The following is a 14,944-nucleotide window of genomic DNA, read 5'->3' as shown; positions in this document are numbered from 1 at the left end:
CGTCGTGACACCGGTCGGGTGCCTGCCCCACCCCGTGCACGGGGTGGGGCAGGCACCCGGCACCACCTCTCGGACGGCCGTCGCCGCCCGCCGTTCAGCCGACGGTCGTCACCGTCCCGGCGCCGACCGTGCGACCGCCCTCGCGGATCGCGAAGCCGAGCCCCGGCTCCAGCGGCACCTCGCGCCCCAGCCGCACGGTCATCGTCACCGTGTCGCCGGGCCGGGCGACCGCCACCTCACCAAGGCCGACGTCGCCGACGACGTCCGCGGTGCGGATGTAGAACTGCGGCCGGTACCCGGTCGCCACCGGTGTCGTACGGCCGCCCTCCCGGGCCGACAGCACGTACACCCGCGCCGTGAAGCTCCCGCTGGGCACCACACTGCCCGGGGCGGCCACCACGTGCCCGCGTCGCACCGCGTCCCGCGGCACCCCGCGCAGCAGCAGCGCCACGTTGTCCCCGGCCTGCGCCTCCTCCATCGGCTTGCCGAAGGTCTCCAGGCCGGTGACCACCGACTCCAGCCCGGCGCCGAGCACCTCGACGCGGTCGCCGAGGCGGACCGTGCCGCGCTCCACCGCGCCGGTGACCACGGTCCCCCGGCCGGTGATGGTGAGCACGTTCTCCACCGGCAGCAGGAACGGCGCGTCCACGTACCGCTCGGGCACGGGCACATAGGTGTCCACCGCGTCGAGCAGCGCGTCGATCGACGCGGTCCAGCGCGGGTCGCCCTCCAGCGCCCTGAGTCCCGAAACCCGTACGACGGGCGCGGAGTCACCGCCGTAGCCGTGCGCGGAGAGCAGTTCGCGGATCTCCAGCTCGACCAGGTCGGTCAGTTCCTCGTCGCCGGCGTCGGCCTTGTTGAGGGCCACCACGATGTGGTCGACGCCCACCTGGCGGGCCAGCAGGACGTGTTCGGCGGTCTGCGGCATGATCCCGTCGAGCGCGGAGACGACGAGGATCGCCCCGTCGAGCTGCGCGGCTCCGGTGACCATGTTCTTGACGTAGTCGGCGTGGCCGGGCATGTCGACGTGCGCGTAGTGGCGGGTGTCGGTCTCGTACTCGACGTGCGCGATGTTGATGGTGATGCCGCGCGCGGCCTCCTCCGGCGCCCGGTCGATGCGGTCGAACGGGACGAAACCGCCGGAGCCGCGCTCGGCGAGGACCTTGGTGATGGCGGCGGTCAGGGTGGTCTTGCCGTGGTCGACATGGCCCATCGTGCCGATGTTCAGATGCGGTTTGGTGCGGACGTACGCCGTCTTGGACATGGCGGTACCTCGAAGCCTCTCGATGGTGATGCGTGATCGGCCCCGGCCGCGCGGCGGATCGGCGCGCGGCCGGTGCGGGGACCCCGGAAACCTGGCCGACCCTCCCCCTGGGGGTCCGCCGGACGATCCGGGGAGGGTCAGCTTCGGGCGCCGTCGACAGCGGCGAGGAAAGCGGGAACGGCAGCCTCCGGGGCATCCGCGACCGCGGATGCTGCGAGGTGGAAGGCGTACCGGAACATGGCGTCGATCATTTCCGACGACCCGCCCCGCGTCGAATGGTTTTCCGCGAGGTCGCGGAAGCCGGGCGGTCACACGGCGGTGTTGTTCGGAGTCCTCAGCGCCTCGCGTACGGACAGCGGCGCGAACCGCTCCTGCTCGCGCGCCAGGAAGGCCCGTACGGCGTCCGGGTCGGTCTTGGCGTACTCGCGCAGGCACCAGCCGATCGCCTTGCGGACGAAGAAGTCCTGGTGGCCGGAGTGGCGCAGGCAGTACCCGAAGAGGCGCCCGGTGTCGGTGCGCTCCTTGAAGCGCAGCTGGTGGAGCAGGGCGGTGCGGGCGAGCCACAGGTCGCCGTCGCCGATCCAGTCGTCCATGTCCGTCGTGAGTGCGGGGTCGGCCGCGACCAGCGCGCCGACGACGTGGGCGGCGAGCAGGTCGACGGTGTCCCACCACGGGACGGTGGTGACGAGGTGCCGGACGACGGGCAGGAACCCGGAGGAACAGTGGCGCACGTGGCGGCGCAGCAGGTCCACGGCGAAGTGCTGGTACTCGCGCTCGGGCAGTTCCCAGCAGCGCAGGGCGATCGCGGCGCAGTCGGCCTCGTCGGGTCGGGGCAGGCCCTCCAGCACGGTGCGGGACAGGGCGCGGCGGACCGGGGTGGCCAGGCCCAGGAAGGGAGCCACGTCCTTCATGTACGTCCGCATGGCGACGGCCCGTTCCGGGTCGGCCGCCGCCCCGTAGGCGGCGGTGAGCCGGTCCAGGACGGTGTCGGCGAGCCCGCTGCCCGGCACCCCCGGCGTTCCGGCCGCTGTGACGCTCATGAGACGCACACTACGGCGACCGGACATATTCGTCGGTTAATGTCACCGAATGCTCGATGCCACCGACCGCTCTGGGGGCACCGCGGCGGCCTCTCCCCGGGCCGTCGCCACGGAACTCACCGCTGCCGCCGTCTCCGTCCCCACGGCCGCCCCCGCGTCGGCGTCCGTGCTCCCGCCCGTGCCCGCCACGGGTCTCACCGCCCGCTGCGCCAGAGCCCTGCTGTCGCCCTGGTCACGGCTGTCCCTGCTGGGCGTGCTGCTCGCCTCCGCGGCCTCGGCGATGCTGCTCCTGGAGCCGCAGAAGCTGCTGACCGACGGCTGGCCGCCGCAGCTCGGCGGAGCCGCGGCGGTCGTGGCGTACGCGGTGGCCTACGGGGTGTGCACGGTGGCGTTCGTGCCGCGCCCGCTGCTGAACCTCGCCGCGGGCGCGCTGTTCGGCAGCCAGCTGGGGCTCGGTGCCGCCCTGTCCGGCACGGTGCTCGGCGCCGGGATGGCCTTCTGCCTCGGCCGTGCACTCGGTCAGGACGCACTGCGCCCGCTCCTGCGGGGGCGCTGGCTGAAGGCGGCCGACAACCAGCTGAGCCGGCACGGCTTCCGCTCGATGCTGGCGGCTCGGCTCTTCCCGGGGCTGCCGTTCGCCGCCTCGAACTACTGCGCCGCCGTCTCCCGGATGGGCCTGCTGCCGTTCCTGCTGGCGACGGGGCTCGGCTCGATCCCGAACACCGCCGCCTACGCCGTCGCCGGCGCCCGCGCCTCGGCACCGACGTCCCCCGCCTTCCTGATCGCGCTGGCCTGCATCACCGTGCCGGGCCTGCTGGGCGCGGTGATCGCGTGGCGCAAGCGGCGCCAACTGCGCGGCCGTTGACGCCTCCGGCACTCCGGGAGGATCCGCCGCCGCCACGTCATGGCCGTTTCGGCACCATCGCGTCGGCTTCAGGGGCCGAAGGCCCGTGTGGCACCTGGCGTCGGGTTCGTCATCTTGGGGCGCTACGCTTCGACCCCGGCACGCCTGATCACCGCACACCGTGCTTCGGCGTGCCTGTCACCTTTTCCGCTTTTCCCACGATCGGCACTTGGACACCGCTGCCTCATGTCTTGGTTTGAATCTCTCATCCTCGGACTCGTCCAGGGGCTGACCGAGTTCCTTCCCATCTCCTCCAGCGCGCATCTGCGGCTGACCGCGGCCTTCTCCGGCTGGGAGGACCCGGGCGCGGCCTTCACCGCGATCACCCAGATCGGTACGGAAGCAGCCGTGCTCATCTACTTCCGCAAGGACATCGGGCGGATCCTGTCGGCCTGGACCCGCTCGCTCGTCGACAAGGAGATGCGTCGGGACCACGACGCGCGGATGGGCTGGCTGGTCATCGTCGGCTCGATCCCGATCGGTGTTCTCGGCCTGACGCTGAAGGACCAGATCGAAGGGCCGTTCCGCGACCTGCGGCTCACCGCGACCATGCTGATCGTCATGGGCGTCGTCCTCGGTGTCGCCGACCGGTTGGCGGCGCGGGACGAGAGCGGCGGCCGGCACCGCACTCCCAAGCAGGGCAAGGAACTCAAGGACCTGACCGTCAAGGACGGCCTGATCTACGGGTTCTGCCAGGCCCTGGCGCTCATCCCGGGTGTCTCCCGATCCGGCGCCACCATCAGCGGCGGCCTGTTCATGGGGTACCGGCGTGAGGCCGCGGCCCGCTACTCCTTCCTGCTCGCGATTCCCGCGGTGCTCGCCTCCGGGCTCTACGAACTGAAGGACGCCACCAACGGCGGTCACGTCACCTGGGGCCCCACGATCTTCGCGACGGTCGTCGCCTTCGCGGTCGGGTACGCGGTGATCGCGTGGTTCATGAAGTTCATCTCCACCAAGAGCTTCATGCCGTTCGTCTGGTACCGCATCGCGCTCGGCATCGTCATCATCGTCCTGGTCAGCATGGGTGTGCTGAGCCCGCACGCGGCGGAGTCGTCGGGCTGAGGGTCCTCACGGGGGACGTGACCGAACCCATACGGGACGGGTAGCCGTCCGGTAGCGCACTGTCAGTGCGTGGCCCTAGGCTGGTCGGCATGTCCCCCGATTCCGTGACCCCTGGTTCCGTGCGGTCTGCCGCTGAGGTCAACGAGCACATCCGAGCACTGTGGCTGCGCGCGGGCGGATCCCTGTCGGCGCAGGAGCGCGCGGAGTACGAGCTCCTGGTGGTCGAGTGGGCGGCGGCGATCCGAGGCCAGGTCGTCAAGGCGGCCTGAGCCCTCGCAGCCTCGCCACCGCCCCCCCACCCGCGCACCGGAACGCGCGCTTCAGCGCCCGCCCGCCACCCGCAGCACCGCCCCCGTCGTATATGAGGCATCCGGCGACATCAGCCAGGCGACCGCCGCGGCGATCTCCTCGGCCCGCCCCGGGCGGCGCAGCGGGACCGCGGCGGCGACCTCCCACGCCCGGTCCGGGGCGCCCATGGCGGCGTGCATGTCCGTGTCGATCACGCCCGGGGCGACCGCGTTGACACGGATGCCGACCGGACCGAGTTCCTTCGCCAGCCCGACCGTGAGGGCGTCGACGGCGGCCTTGGTCGCCGCGTAGTGGACGTACTCACCGGGGCTGCCGAGGGTGGCGGCCCCCGACGAGATGTTCACGATCACCCCCTCGCCCCGGGACGTCATCAGCTGTGCGGCGCGACGCGAACACAGCAGTGTCCCCATGAGGTTGACGTCGACGACCCGGCGCATGGTCGCGGTGTCGACCTCGGTGAACCGCCCCAGCGGCCCGGTCACCGCGGCGTTGTTCACCAGCCCCGTGACCGGCCCCAGTTCCCGCTCCGCCACGTCGAAGAGGCGGTCGACGTCCCCCTCGTCGGCGGTGTCCCCCCGCACGGTGACGGCCCGTGCACCGGCCGCCCGCACCCCGGCGGCCACGCTCTCCGCGGCCGAGGCGTCCCGTACATAACCCACCACCACGTCGTGCCCCTCCCCCGCGAGCCGCAGACAGGTCGCGGCCCCGATCCCCCGGCTACCACCGGTGACCACGGTGACGAGACGTTTCATGAAGTCCTCCTGGCCTGGAGCCCGAACCGAAGATCCCCAGGCTCCCAGACCGCGGGAACCTCCTCGTGGGGATACGAACATCCGCGCCCACCTCTTGGTTCCGGGCCGACCTTGGCCAAGCCGTTGGAAACAACCGATGACGCAGCGTGCGGAGCTTGCGACCGTGAGGGACCGGCTGGCCGACTGGCCGTCGGCGGGGGTCGTCACCGAGTACGCGGTGGCGGTCGACGACGGGGACTGGGAGGCGTACCGAGGGCTGTTCACCGCGGACGGGCGGGCCGACCACCGCTCGGCCGGCGGCATCGAGGGCGACGCCGGAAAGGTGGCGGCGTGGCTCGCGGAGAGCCTGTGGGTGTTTCCGGTGCGGCAGCACCTGATCGTGAACCGGCGGGTGCGCTTCGGGGTCTGGGAGCGGGACACCGGCGACACGGCTCGGGTGCAGGCCGACTACGTCAGTCCGCCGGGCACGGCGGGGGCCGACGGTGGGCCGGCCGCGCCGGACTTCGTGTGCGGAGGGAGCGATGCTCGTTCGCGATGCTGCGCACGGACGGCGGCCGGCGGTTGCACGAGGTGGTCGTGCGGGAGAAATGACGGCGCCCACCCGGCCGGCCGACGGCACCTGCGGTCCACTGAGCCCGACGCGCCCTGTCCCGGATCTTGCCCGGGGCGCACACTGGAGGCATACACGGGACAGGGAGGCGCCGTTGAAGTCGTCCGGCCACTGGCTCGTCTCCCCGTGGCGGCGCTCGGTCGTCGCCGCGGGCGCGGGAGCCCTGCCCGTCCTCGCCTTCCCCGCCCCGTCCCTGTGGTGGTTCGCCTACGTCGCGCTGGTGCCCTGGATTCTGCTGGCGCGTTCCGCGCCCACGGGCCGCCGCGCCGCGTACGACGGCTGGTGGGGCGGGTTCGGTTTCATGTTCGCGATGCACCACTGGCTGCTGCCGAACCTTCATGTGTTCACGTTCGTCCTCGCGGCCCTGCTGGGCGCGCTGTGGGCGCCCTGGGGGTGGCTGGTGCGACGGCTGCTGGGCGGGGTGCCGTCGCGGGGGAGGGTCGGGGCCGCGCTGGTCGTGCTGCCCTCGGGCTGGCTGGTCGTCGAGCTGGTGCGTTCCTGGGAGGCGCTGGGCGGCCCCTGGGGCGTGCTCGGTGCGAGTCAGTGGCAGGTGGGCGCGGCGCTGCGGCTGGCGTCGGCCGGCGGGACTTGGCTGCTCAGTTTTCTGCTGGTGGTGCTGAACGTGGCCGTGGCCGTGCTCCTCGTGGTGCGGCAGGCCCGGGTGCCGGCCGTGGCCGGTCTGGTCGCCACGGGCGTGGTCACCTCCGCCGCGTGGGTGGGGATGCCCCTCCCGGACGCCGACGGCCGGGCCAGGATCGCGGTGGTCCAGCCGGGGGTCGTCTCCGGGCCGGACGGTGCGGACCGGCGCTTCGACCGCGAGGAGCAGCTCACCCGGGAGTTCGCCGGCCGGGACGTCGACCTGGTCGTCTGGGGTGAGAGCAGCGTCGGTTTCGACCTCGGTGCCCGGCCCGACCTGGCGCGACGTCTTGCCGCGCTGTCGCGTGCGACGGGCGCCGAGCTCCTGGTCAACGTGGACGCGCGGCGCTCCGACCAGCCCGGCATCTACAAGAGTTCGGTGCTGGTCGGCCCGGACGGACTCACCGGTGACCGGTACGACAAGATGCGGCTGGTTCCGTTCGGGGAGTACGTCCCGGCCCGTTCCCTGCTGGGCTGGGCCACCTCCGTCGGCGAGGCGGCGGGCGAGGACCGCAGGCGCGGTTCGGAGCAGGTGCTGATGGATGCGGGGAGCGGGCTGCGGATCGGTCCCATGGTCTGCTTCGAGTCCGCGTTCCCGGACATGAGCCGGCATCTGGCCGGGGACGGCGCCGATGTGCTGCTCGCCCAGTCGTCGACGTCGACGTTCCAGCAGAGCTGGGCACCCGGGCAGCACGCCTCGCTCGCCGCGCTGCGCGCCGCCGAGACCGGCCGCCCGATGGTGCACGCGACGCTGACCGGTGTGTCCGCCGTCCACGGCCCGGACGGCGCGCGCGTGGGCCCGTGGCTCGGCACGGACGCGAGCGCGGCGCAGGTGTACGACGTCCCGCTCTCCCACGGGACCACGCCCTACGTGCGCTTCGGCGACTGGCCGCCGCAGGCGGCACTGCTGGTGCTGGCCGTCTGGGGGGCGGCCGAGAGCATACGGACCCTGCGGCTCAGGCGGCGGACCGCTCCCGCACCGCACGCACCACACGCTCGCACAGCTCATGGGTCGCCAGCGCGTCCCGGGCGCTGAGCGTCCTGCCCTCGCCCACCGCGTCGAGGAAGGCGAGCACCGCCTGTTCGATGCCGCGCTGCCGGGCCACCGGCACCCAGTCCCCGCGCCGCCGGACGGTGGGCTGGCCCTTGTGGTCGATCACCTCGGCGAGGTTGACCACCTGCCGTTTGCTGTCCTGGCCGGAGACCTCGAGGATCTCCTCGGCCGAGCCGCTGAGCCTGTTCATCACGCCGAGCGCGGTGAATCCGTCCCCGGCGAGCTGGAGCACCACGTGGTGCAGCAGTCCGCCCTCGGTGCGGGCCCGCACGGTCACGTCGTCGATCGGCCCGGGAACGAGGAAGCGCAGGGTGTCGACGACGTGGATGAAGTCGTCGAGGATCATCGTGCGCGGCTCCTCCGGCAACCCGATCCGGTTCTTCTGCAGCAGGATCAGCTCACGCGGGTGGTCGGCGCACTGCGCGTAGCCCGGGGCGAAGCGCCGGTTGAAGCCGACGGCGAGGCTGGTGTTCCGCTCCTCGGCGAGGGACACGAGCCGTGCGGAGTCGGCGAGTTCGTAGGCGAGTGGCTTGTCGACGTAGGTCGGTACGCCCGCCTCGAGCAGCCGGGTCACGATCTCCGGGTGGACCTGGGTCGGGGCGTGCACGAAGGCGGCGTCGAGATCCTGGGCGAGCAGGGCGTCGAGGTCGGCGTGCCGCTGTCCGCGCGGCAGGTGGAGGCCGTCGGCGACCCGGGTGAGTGTCGCGGGCGTGCGGGTCTGCAGGTGCAGCTCCACGCCGGGCCGGGTGGCGAGCACCGGAAGGTACGCCTTCTGCGCGATGTCGCCGAGTCCGATGCAGCCGACCTTCACGGGGTGTTCTCCTCCAGCGGTTGTCCGTCGCGGGTCCGGTCCGCGGTCCGGCCTCGGTCCCGGTCCCGGTTGTCGCCCGCGGCGCGGGCTTCGTCCTCGTCTGTCGGAAAGGATGCCGGAAAGGATGCCGGAAAGGATGCCGGAAAGGATGCCGGAAAGGATGCCGGAAAGGATGCCGGAAAGGATGCCGGAAAGGATACGGCGTCCGCCGCCGGGGGTCGCCAGGCGGCGATGTCGTCGAAGCTCCGCAGGAGCAGCGCCGGTCCGGCCTTCGACAGCGCGGCGATCGCGGTGTCGCGTACGGCGATCCCGGCGCGGTTGGTCATCATGTTCAGGCGGGCCGCCCGCACCGCCCGGCGGGCGATGGCGGTGGTACGGGGCAGCCGGGCGGCGGTGTAGGCGGGCAGGTCACCGGAGTGGTGAGCGAGGGTGACCGCGTCCTCGACGGCCTGGTTGCCGCCCTGGCCGAGGGTGGGGGGCATGGCGTGCGCGGCGTCGCCGACCAGGGCGACCCGGCCGTGGTGGTAGGCGGGCAGCGGCTCGGTGATGTGGTGGACGTCGTGCCGCAGCACGTCCTCGGGGCGGACGGCGGCCAGTACGGCGGGGATCGGGTCGTGCCAGTCGCCGTAGCGGCGCAGCAGTTCGGCGCGCTCGTCGTCGGGGGCGTGCTGCCCGGCGGGGGCCAGGGCCGCGGCGTACGCGTAGACGCGGCCGTCCTTGAGCGGATGGGTGCCCCACAGGCGGCCCCGGCCCCAGGTCTCGTGGGAGGCGAACCGCACGCCGGGCAGCGGGATCACCGTCCGCCAGGTGGTGAAGCCGGCGTACACGGCCCCGGGATGGTCCGGGAAGAGCAGGTGGCGTACGGCGGAGTGGACGCCGTCGGCGGCCACCACCAGGTCGGCCTCCAGCTCGCCGTCGGGGGTGCTCACGCGGGCGGGCCGGGTGGGGTCGCCGGGGTCGCCCGGATCGATGAGGTGCGCGGCGGCGGCCGTGCGGACGGTGTCCGGTGGGAGCAGCCCGGCCAGCCGGTCGATGAGGGTGGCGCGGTGGAGCAGGACGAGGGGTCCGCCGAAGCGCTCGGTGGCGGCCGCCGCGCTGGACCGGGAGAGCCAGCGCCCGCCGGGTGCGCGCAGGCCCCCGTCGCCCTGCCAGGCGGACAGCGCCCGGACGCCGTCGCCGAGTCCGATGGCGTCCAGCCCGCGCAGCGCGTTGGGGGCGAGGGAGATGGCCGCGCCGACCGGCTCGAGTGAGCCTGCCCGCTCCAGCACGGTCACCTTCACCCCGCGCCGGTGCAGGGCGGCCGCCGCGGTCAGGCCGCCGATCCCACCGCCGATCACTACGGCTTTGCCCATCACCTGTGCCACGGCTCCTCCTCGGTTCCGCTGCTCCTCGGCCTGTCGGCCTGTCGGCTTCAAGACCCCGATGACTACAGCTGTAGTCACCCCGGGGTCGACTGTACTACGGCTGTAGTGCTGCGGGTAGTTTGACCCTCATGTCCGTACGCACCGCAGGCGCCTCCCGCGCCGACCTCGTCGCCGACGCCGCTCTCGCCCTGCTCGCCGAGCGCGGGATGCGCGGCCTCACCCACCGTGCGGTCGACCGGGCGGCCGGACTCCCCCAGGGCTCCACCTCGAACGTGGCGCGCACCCGGCAGGCGCTGCTGGAGCTGGCGGTACGGCGGCTCGCCGAGCGGGAGGCGCGCGTCCTCGCACTGCACGAGATGCCGGACCCGCGGGCCGGGACCGACTCGTTGCTGGACGCGATGGCGCTGGCCACCCACCGCGCCCTGACGCGTCATCGCGAACTGACCCTCGCCCGCTACGAACTGGCCCTGGAAGCGACCCGCCGCCCCGAGCTGCGAGCCCACTTCGACGCGGCCGGCGCCCGGTTCCGCGACCAGCTCACCGGCCTGGTCGTCGGGCTCGGTTCCACCTCCCCGGACCGGCACGCGCTGTCGCTGATCGCCTGGGCCGACGGGCTGATGTTCTCCTGCGTGGCCGGGTCCTTCAGCGCGCGCGTGCCGACCCTGGAGGAGGTACGGGCGGACCTGCGGGAACTGCTGCACGGGATGCTCGCCGTCTGAAAACGTGTGGCGCGGGGCGTCGCCCACCGGAAAGGATGCGCCCATGACAACCGAGCGCCGTGAACCCGCCACCACCGCCGACGAACGCACCATGCTGGAGGACTGGCTCGAGTACCACCGCCAGACCCTCGCCCACAAGTGCGAGGGCCTGACCGACGAGCAACTGCGCACCGCCTCGGTGCCGCCGTCCGAGCTGTCCCTGATGGGGCTGGTACGGCACATGGCGGAGGTGGAGCGCAGCTGGTACCGCAAGGTTCTCGCGGCGGACGACCCCGGCCCGATCTACTACAGCGAGGCCGACCCGGACGGCGATTTCCACCTCACCGAGGCGGACACCTGGCAGGAGGCTTACGCCACCTGGCAGACCGAGATCGACATCGCCCGGCGCAACTCGGCCGACGTCTCACTGGACGACCTGGCCAAGGGCAGGCACCGCAGCGGCGAGCAGTTCAACCTGCGCTGGATCCACATCCACATGATCGAGGAGTACGCCCGTCACAACGGCCACGCCGATCTGATCCGCGAGCGTCTCGACGGCACCACCGGCGACTGACGTCACCCCCGGCACGTTCACGGCCCCCCGAAAGGGGGCGGAGATCACCCGTGCGGGGGATCCTCCGCCAGTCCACCGTCCCCCGGACGGTCAAAGCCAGCAGAGTGACGCGAGTGCATCGAAAGACGACCACTGCAACGCTTCTGGTGACCGTGGCGGTCACGGCTCTCGCGGGCTGTGTGACGGTCCAGCGTCCCCCTGTGGCCGGCCCGTCGGCAGGCGTGTCCCACCCGGCGGCGCCCCACCTGGACGGCAGGGCACGGACACAGGTCGTTCAGGCGCCGGCGCGCGAGGCCCTGGAAATGATCGCTCCGTCCCGGCCGACGGAGCCGCCCGCGCCCCCCTCGCAGCGCGCCACCCCCGCCGCACCCGCGCCCGTACCGGAGCGGACCGCGCCGTCCGACGTCCGCGACCGACGGGTCGCCCCCGCCCGCCCGGCCGCCGGAAGGACCGCACCACCCAGAAGGCCCGCCCCGGATGCCTCCGAGGCCTCGGAGAAGGTGCGCCGCGACCTGCGGGAGCAGGCGGACATCTGTGCGCTGGGCAGGAAGTACGGCCAGTGGCAGGCGGACAGCCCGCAGTCGGCCATCTGTGAGGAGACATACGGGCGTTGACCGCGCCGTCGGCACCGTGCACGGCCGACGGGGCCCCGGGCCTCCGAGCGTCCTAGGGACGCCCCCTCGGCGGCCCCCATCCCCCGGTCTCCCCCTCCTCGCCTGCCGCACCCGCCTCGCTCAGGAGGAGTTCCATGCTCCGGATGGCGGCCCGGACCTTGTCTCCGTAGCGGTCGGCGGCGAGGGTACGGGCTGCTCCGCGGGCCCGGCTGAGGTGGGTGCGGGCAGCGTCGGGGCGGGCGAGACGGGCGTAGTCGGCGGCGAGGTTCAGGTGCAGGGACGGGTAGAGGGCCCGCAGGGCGGGGGCGCCCTCGTACCCGGCGGGGCGGGCGTCGGCGACCTCTTCCGCTGCCGCCAGCGCCCGTAGGTCCCAGGCCAGTTCGTCCCCGGGGTCGTCCTGGGTGTCGGCCAGGTAGTGGGCCAGTGTGCAGCGGTGCAGGGGGTCGCCGTGCTCGCCGATCTCCGCCCACAGGACGAGGAAACGGTGCCGGGCCTCCACGCGGTCCCCCGCGTGGTGCAGCATCACCCCCTGCCCGATCCGCGTCAGCACCGCGTCCGGCGCCGCCTGCCCCTGCCGATTCGTCACCATGCCCTCCGCACCGCTCGCCGGCTGTCCCTGCCGACGCTACGGCAGGCAGGGACGATCCAGATCAAGCCGCTCCGGGACGCCCCGTGACACCTCGCGCCCCGAAGGACGTCAGCCCAGGTTCGGGATGGTCCAGTCGATCGGCTCGTGGCCCTGCGCGGCCACCGCCTCGTTGATCTGCGTGAACGGACGGGATCCGAAGAACTTCTTCGCCGACAGCGGCGACGGGTGCGCCCCCTTGACCACCACATGCCGACTCTCGTCGATCAGCGGCAGCTTCTTCTGCGCGTAGTTGCCCCACAGCACGAAGACCGCCGGATCGGGCCGGTCGGCCACCGCGCGGATGACCGCGTCGGTGAACCGCTCCCAGCCCCGCCCCTTGTGCGAGTTGGCTTCGCCGCCGCGCACCGTGAGCACCGCGTTGAGCAGCAGCACGCCCTGCTCGGCCCACGGCATCAGATAGCCGTTGTCCGGGACGGGCGTGCCCAGCTCGGCGTGCATCTCCTTGTAGATGTTCCGCAGCGACGGCGGGATCCGCACCCCGGGCCGCACCGAGAAGCACAGACCGTGTCCCTGGCCTTCGCCGTGATAGGGGTCCTGACCGAGGATCAGGACCTTCACCTTGTCGTACGGCGTCGCGTCCAGTGCCGCGAAGACCTCCTCGCGGGGCGGGTGGACGGGACCCTTCGCCCGCTCCTCCTCGACGAACTCGGTCAGCTGCTCGAAGTAGGGCTGCTGCAGTTCGTCACCCAGAACCCCGCGCCAGGACTCGGGCAGCATGGCGATGTCGGTCACGTCAACGTCCTCACGATCGTGGTCACTTCCAGGCCTCGAAACCTACAGGTGACCACTGACAACCGCCTTTCCCGACCGGCCCCGGACCAGCCCCGTGAGGGCCGCCGCCGGTTCCTACCAGCTGGTCTTGCGGGAGAGCTGCCACACCATCATGATCGTCGCCGGGTCCAGCGCCCGCTCGGCGCCCGAGATGTCGCGGCTCGCCGCCACGTACTGCCGGCCCTGCCACAGGGGCAGCAGCCGGGCGTCGTCCAGGAGGATCTGCTGGGCCACCTCGAAGTCCTTCACGACGTTGCCCCGGTCGCTCTCCCGGCGGGACCGCGGCAGCAGCACATTGCTGATCTCATTCGCCTCGTAGGGTGTGCCGAGCGCGTTCTGCTTGCCGACGAACGGGGCGATGAAGTTGTCGGCGTCCGGGAAGTCGGGGGACCAGCCGCGCCCGAAGACCGGATACTCGCCCTTCTGGTAGCCCGTGACGTACGTCTTCCAGGGACGGCTCTTGAGGGTGATCTCGAACAGCCCGGAGGCCTCCAGCTGGCGCTCCAGCTCCTTGAACTCCAGCTTGGTCTCGGAGCCGTAGCGGTCCGTGGTGTACCAGAAGGTCAGCGGCACCGGCTCGTTGATGCCCGCCGCGGTGAGGATCTTCCGGGCCTTGTCGACACTGGGCTCGCCGTAGTCGTCGAAGAAGCCGGTGGTGTGGCCGGTGAGCCCCTTGGGGACCATCGAGTACAACGGGTCGACGGTGTCCTTGTAGATCATGTGTGCGATCGCCCCGCGGTCGACGATCTGGGCGATCGCCTGGCGCACCGGTTTCTTGCCGGCCCACGGGTCCTTCGGGTTGAACACCAGGTAGTTGATGCTGTTCCCGGCGCCCTCCACCAGCTGGAGCTCCTCCTCCTTGGAGGCCTGGCCCTGGAGTTCGACGACGTCGTCCGCGGCGAGACCGCGGTAGGTCAGGTCGATCTGCCCCTCGCGCAGCGACTTGACCATGGTGGCGGAGTCCTGGAAGTAGCGGACCGTCACCGCGCTGTTCTTGAGGTCGGCGAAGCCCTTGTAGCGGTCGTTGCGGACGAGCCGGGCCTCCTTGCCCTCGTCGTAGGACCGGAGGGTGTACGGCCCCGAGCCGACGATGTCGGACTGCTCGCGCAGGGCGTCGGCCGGGTATGCGTCCGGGGCGACGATCGACATGGCCGGCGTGGCGAGCACGAACGGGAACGTCGCGTCGGGCTTGTTGAGGTGGAAGACCACTTCGCGGTCGCTCGGTGCCTGCACCCGTTCGAGGCTGCCCAGCAGCCCGGCCGGGCCGCCGTTGACGTTGATCTTGCGGATCCGGTCGATGGAGTGCTTGACCGCCTTGGCGTCGAGGGCGCTGCCGTCGGAGAACTCAAGGCCCTCACGCAGCTCGCAGCGGAACACCTGATGGGAATCGTCGGAGAATTCGCAGCTCTCGGCTGCGTCCGGCTGGGGCGTGCTCGCGCCGACCGGGTAGCTCAGCAGCGTCTGGTAGACGTTGCGGAACAGTTCCCAGGAGTTGTCCCAGGAGGCTGCCGGGTCCAGCGTTCTGGGCGAGCTGGTGGTCCCCATGACGATCGGCCCTTGGTCGTCCGGGGTGTCGGACGCCAGCACACCGCATCCGGCCAAGGACGATATCGACGCGATGGACGCGATGACCGCCACCCCTCGCAGGCATCGATTCCGCTTGAACACGCGCACACTCCTCGATCTGCCGTCCCAAGAGTCGGCAGACGATACCGCGGTATTCCGCTCTGTGGCCCTCCCACGTACGCTCGTTGAGATCAACTCGTTGTAGATGATGTTGTCACTCTGCGTTGACTACGTTGTCAGCGGTCCACGTGTCTTCGAAAACGCCG

Annotated in this window: 15 protein-coding genes and 1 pseudogene; 8 read left to right on the top strand and 8 right to left on the bottom strand. The window is 72.0% G+C overall.

Annotated features, from left to right (window positions below; translation table 11 throughout):
- Nucleotides 1–94: 94 nt before the first annotated feature.
- A complete protein-coding gene (tuf, locus tag AC6F7H_RS25700) occupies nt 95–1,264 on the bottom strand; it encodes an elongation factor Tu (RefSeq protein ID WP_500759333.1) in 1,170 nt (389 codons plus the stop codon).
- A gap of 308 nt (nt 1,265–1,572) precedes the next feature.
- The gene (locus AC6F7H_RS25695) at nt 1,573–2,304 is read right to left on the bottom strand and encodes a DNA alkylation repair protein (RefSeq protein ID WP_500759331.1); all 732 of its coding nucleotides are present in this window, start codon (nt 2,302–2,304) and stop codon (nt 1,573–1,575) included.
- Between the two features lie 49 nt (nt 2,305–2,353).
- Here AC6F7H_RS25695 and AC6F7H_RS25690 point away from each other — a divergent pair, with 49 nt between their 5' ends.
- The 3 genes from AC6F7H_RS25690 to AC6F7H_RS25680 all read left to right on the top strand — a co-directional run bounded on the left by AC6F7H_RS25690 (nt 2,354) and on the right by AC6F7H_RS25680 (nt 4,539).
- Nucleotides 2,354–3,169: a TVP38/TMEM64 family protein gene (locus AC6F7H_RS25690; RefSeq protein ID WP_500759329.1), complete on the top strand. Its 816-nt coding sequence runs from the start codon at nt 2,354–2,356 to the stop codon at nt 3,167–3,169.
- A 225-nt stretch (nt 3,170–3,394) separates the two neighbouring features.
- Entirely contained in the window at nt 3,395–4,270 is an 876-nt protein-coding gene (locus AC6F7H_RS25685; protein ID WP_500759328.1) for an undecaprenyl-diphosphate phosphatase, read from the top strand.
- Nucleotides 4,271–4,359: 89 nt separating this feature from the next.
- Complete coding sequence (locus AC6F7H_RS25680) at nt 4,360–4,539, top strand: hypothetical protein (RefSeq protein ID WP_500759327.1); 180 nt, start codon at nt 4,360–4,362, stop codon at nt 4,537–4,539.
- Between the two features lie 51 nt (nt 4,540–4,590).
- Here AC6F7H_RS25680 and AC6F7H_RS25675 read toward each other — a convergent pair whose 3' ends face one another.
- Nucleotides 4,591–5,331 carry an SDR family NAD(P)-dependent oxidoreductase gene (locus tag AC6F7H_RS25675; protein WP_109381069.1) on the bottom strand — a complete coding sequence of 247 codons (741 nt, stop codon included), beginning with the start codon at nt 5,329–5,331 and terminating at the stop codon, nt 4,591–4,593.
- Between the two features lie 136 nt (nt 5,332–5,467).
- Here AC6F7H_RS25675 and AC6F7H_RS25670 point away from each other — a divergent pair.
- Together AC6F7H_RS25670 and lnt are read left to right on the top strand one after the other, a co-directional pair.
- Nucleotides 5,468–5,922: pseudogene (locus AC6F7H_RS25670) on the top strand (nuclear transport factor 2 family protein).
- A gap of 113 nt (nt 5,923–6,035) precedes the next feature.
- On the top strand, nt 6,036–7,613 hold the full coding sequence (lnt, locus tag AC6F7H_RS25665) for an apolipoprotein N-acyltransferase (RefSeq protein WP_500759326.1): 1,578 nt from the start codon (nt 6,036–6,038) through the stop codon (nt 7,611–7,613).
- Here the strand turns inward: lnt and AC6F7H_RS25660 are convergent.
- Nucleotides 7,534–8,442 carry a Gfo/Idh/MocA family protein gene (locus AC6F7H_RS25660; RefSeq protein ID WP_500759323.1) on the bottom strand — a complete coding sequence of 303 codons (909 nt, stop codon included), beginning with the start codon at nt 8,440–8,442 and terminating at the stop codon, nt 7,534–7,536. The genes lnt and AC6F7H_RS25660 overlap by 80 nt on opposite strands.
- The gene (locus AC6F7H_RS25655; protein WP_500762051.1) at nt 8,439–9,794 is read right to left on the bottom strand and encodes an FAD-dependent monooxygenase; all 1,356 of its coding nucleotides are present in this window, start codon (nt 9,792–9,794) and stop codon (nt 8,439–8,441) included. Before AC6F7H_RS25655 ends, AC6F7H_RS25660 begins: the two co-directional genes overlap by 4 nt.
- Before the next feature lie 140 nt (nt 9,795–9,934).
- Here AC6F7H_RS25655 and AC6F7H_RS25650 point away from each other — a divergent pair, with 140 nt between their 5' ends.
- The 3 genes from AC6F7H_RS25650 to AC6F7H_RS25640 all read left to right on the top strand — a co-directional run bounded on the left by AC6F7H_RS25650 (nt 9,935) and on the right by AC6F7H_RS25640 (nt 11,692).
- Nucleotides 9,935–10,525, top strand: a complete 591-nt coding sequence (locus AC6F7H_RS25650) for a TetR/AcrR family transcriptional regulator (RefSeq protein WP_500759322.1) — start codon at nt 9,935–9,937, stop codon at nt 10,523–10,525.
- Between the two features lie 43 nt (nt 10,526–10,568).
- On the top strand, nt 10,569–11,078 hold the full coding sequence (locus AC6F7H_RS25645) for a DinB family protein (RefSeq protein ID WP_500759321.1): 510 nt from the start codon (nt 10,569–10,571) through the stop codon (nt 11,076–11,078).
- A gap of 113 nt (nt 11,079–11,191) precedes the next feature.
- Complete coding sequence (locus AC6F7H_RS25640) at nt 11,192–11,692, top strand: hypothetical protein (RefSeq protein WP_500759320.1); 501 nt, start codon at nt 11,192–11,194, stop codon at nt 11,690–11,692.
- 52 nt (nt 11,693–11,744) lie between these two features.
- Here AC6F7H_RS25640 and AC6F7H_RS25635 read toward each other — a convergent pair whose 3' ends face one another.
- The 3 genes from AC6F7H_RS25635 to AC6F7H_RS25625 form a co-directional block, all read right to left on the bottom strand.
- Complete coding sequence (locus AC6F7H_RS25635) at nt 11,745–12,281, bottom strand: hypothetical protein (RefSeq protein WP_500759318.1); 537 nt, start codon at nt 12,279–12,281, stop codon at nt 11,745–11,747.
- A 108-nt stretch (nt 12,282–12,389) separates the two neighbouring features.
- Nucleotides 12,390–13,073, bottom strand: a complete 684-nt coding sequence (locus AC6F7H_RS25630) for a uracil-DNA glycosylase (protein WP_202281407.1) — start codon at nt 13,071–13,073, stop codon at nt 12,390–12,392.
- Between the two features lie 114 nt (nt 13,074–13,187).
- Nucleotides 13,188–14,780 carry an ABC transporter substrate-binding protein gene (locus tag AC6F7H_RS25625; protein ID WP_500759317.1) on the bottom strand — a complete coding sequence of 531 codons (1,593 nt, stop codon included), beginning with the start codon at nt 14,778–14,780 and terminating at the stop codon, nt 13,188–13,190.
- Nucleotides 14,781–14,944: the final 164 nt, after the last annotated feature.

This window comes from Streptomyces sp. MMS24-W38 (assembly GCF_059889265.1).
This window is presented reverse-complemented; position numbering and strand designations above follow the sequence as displayed.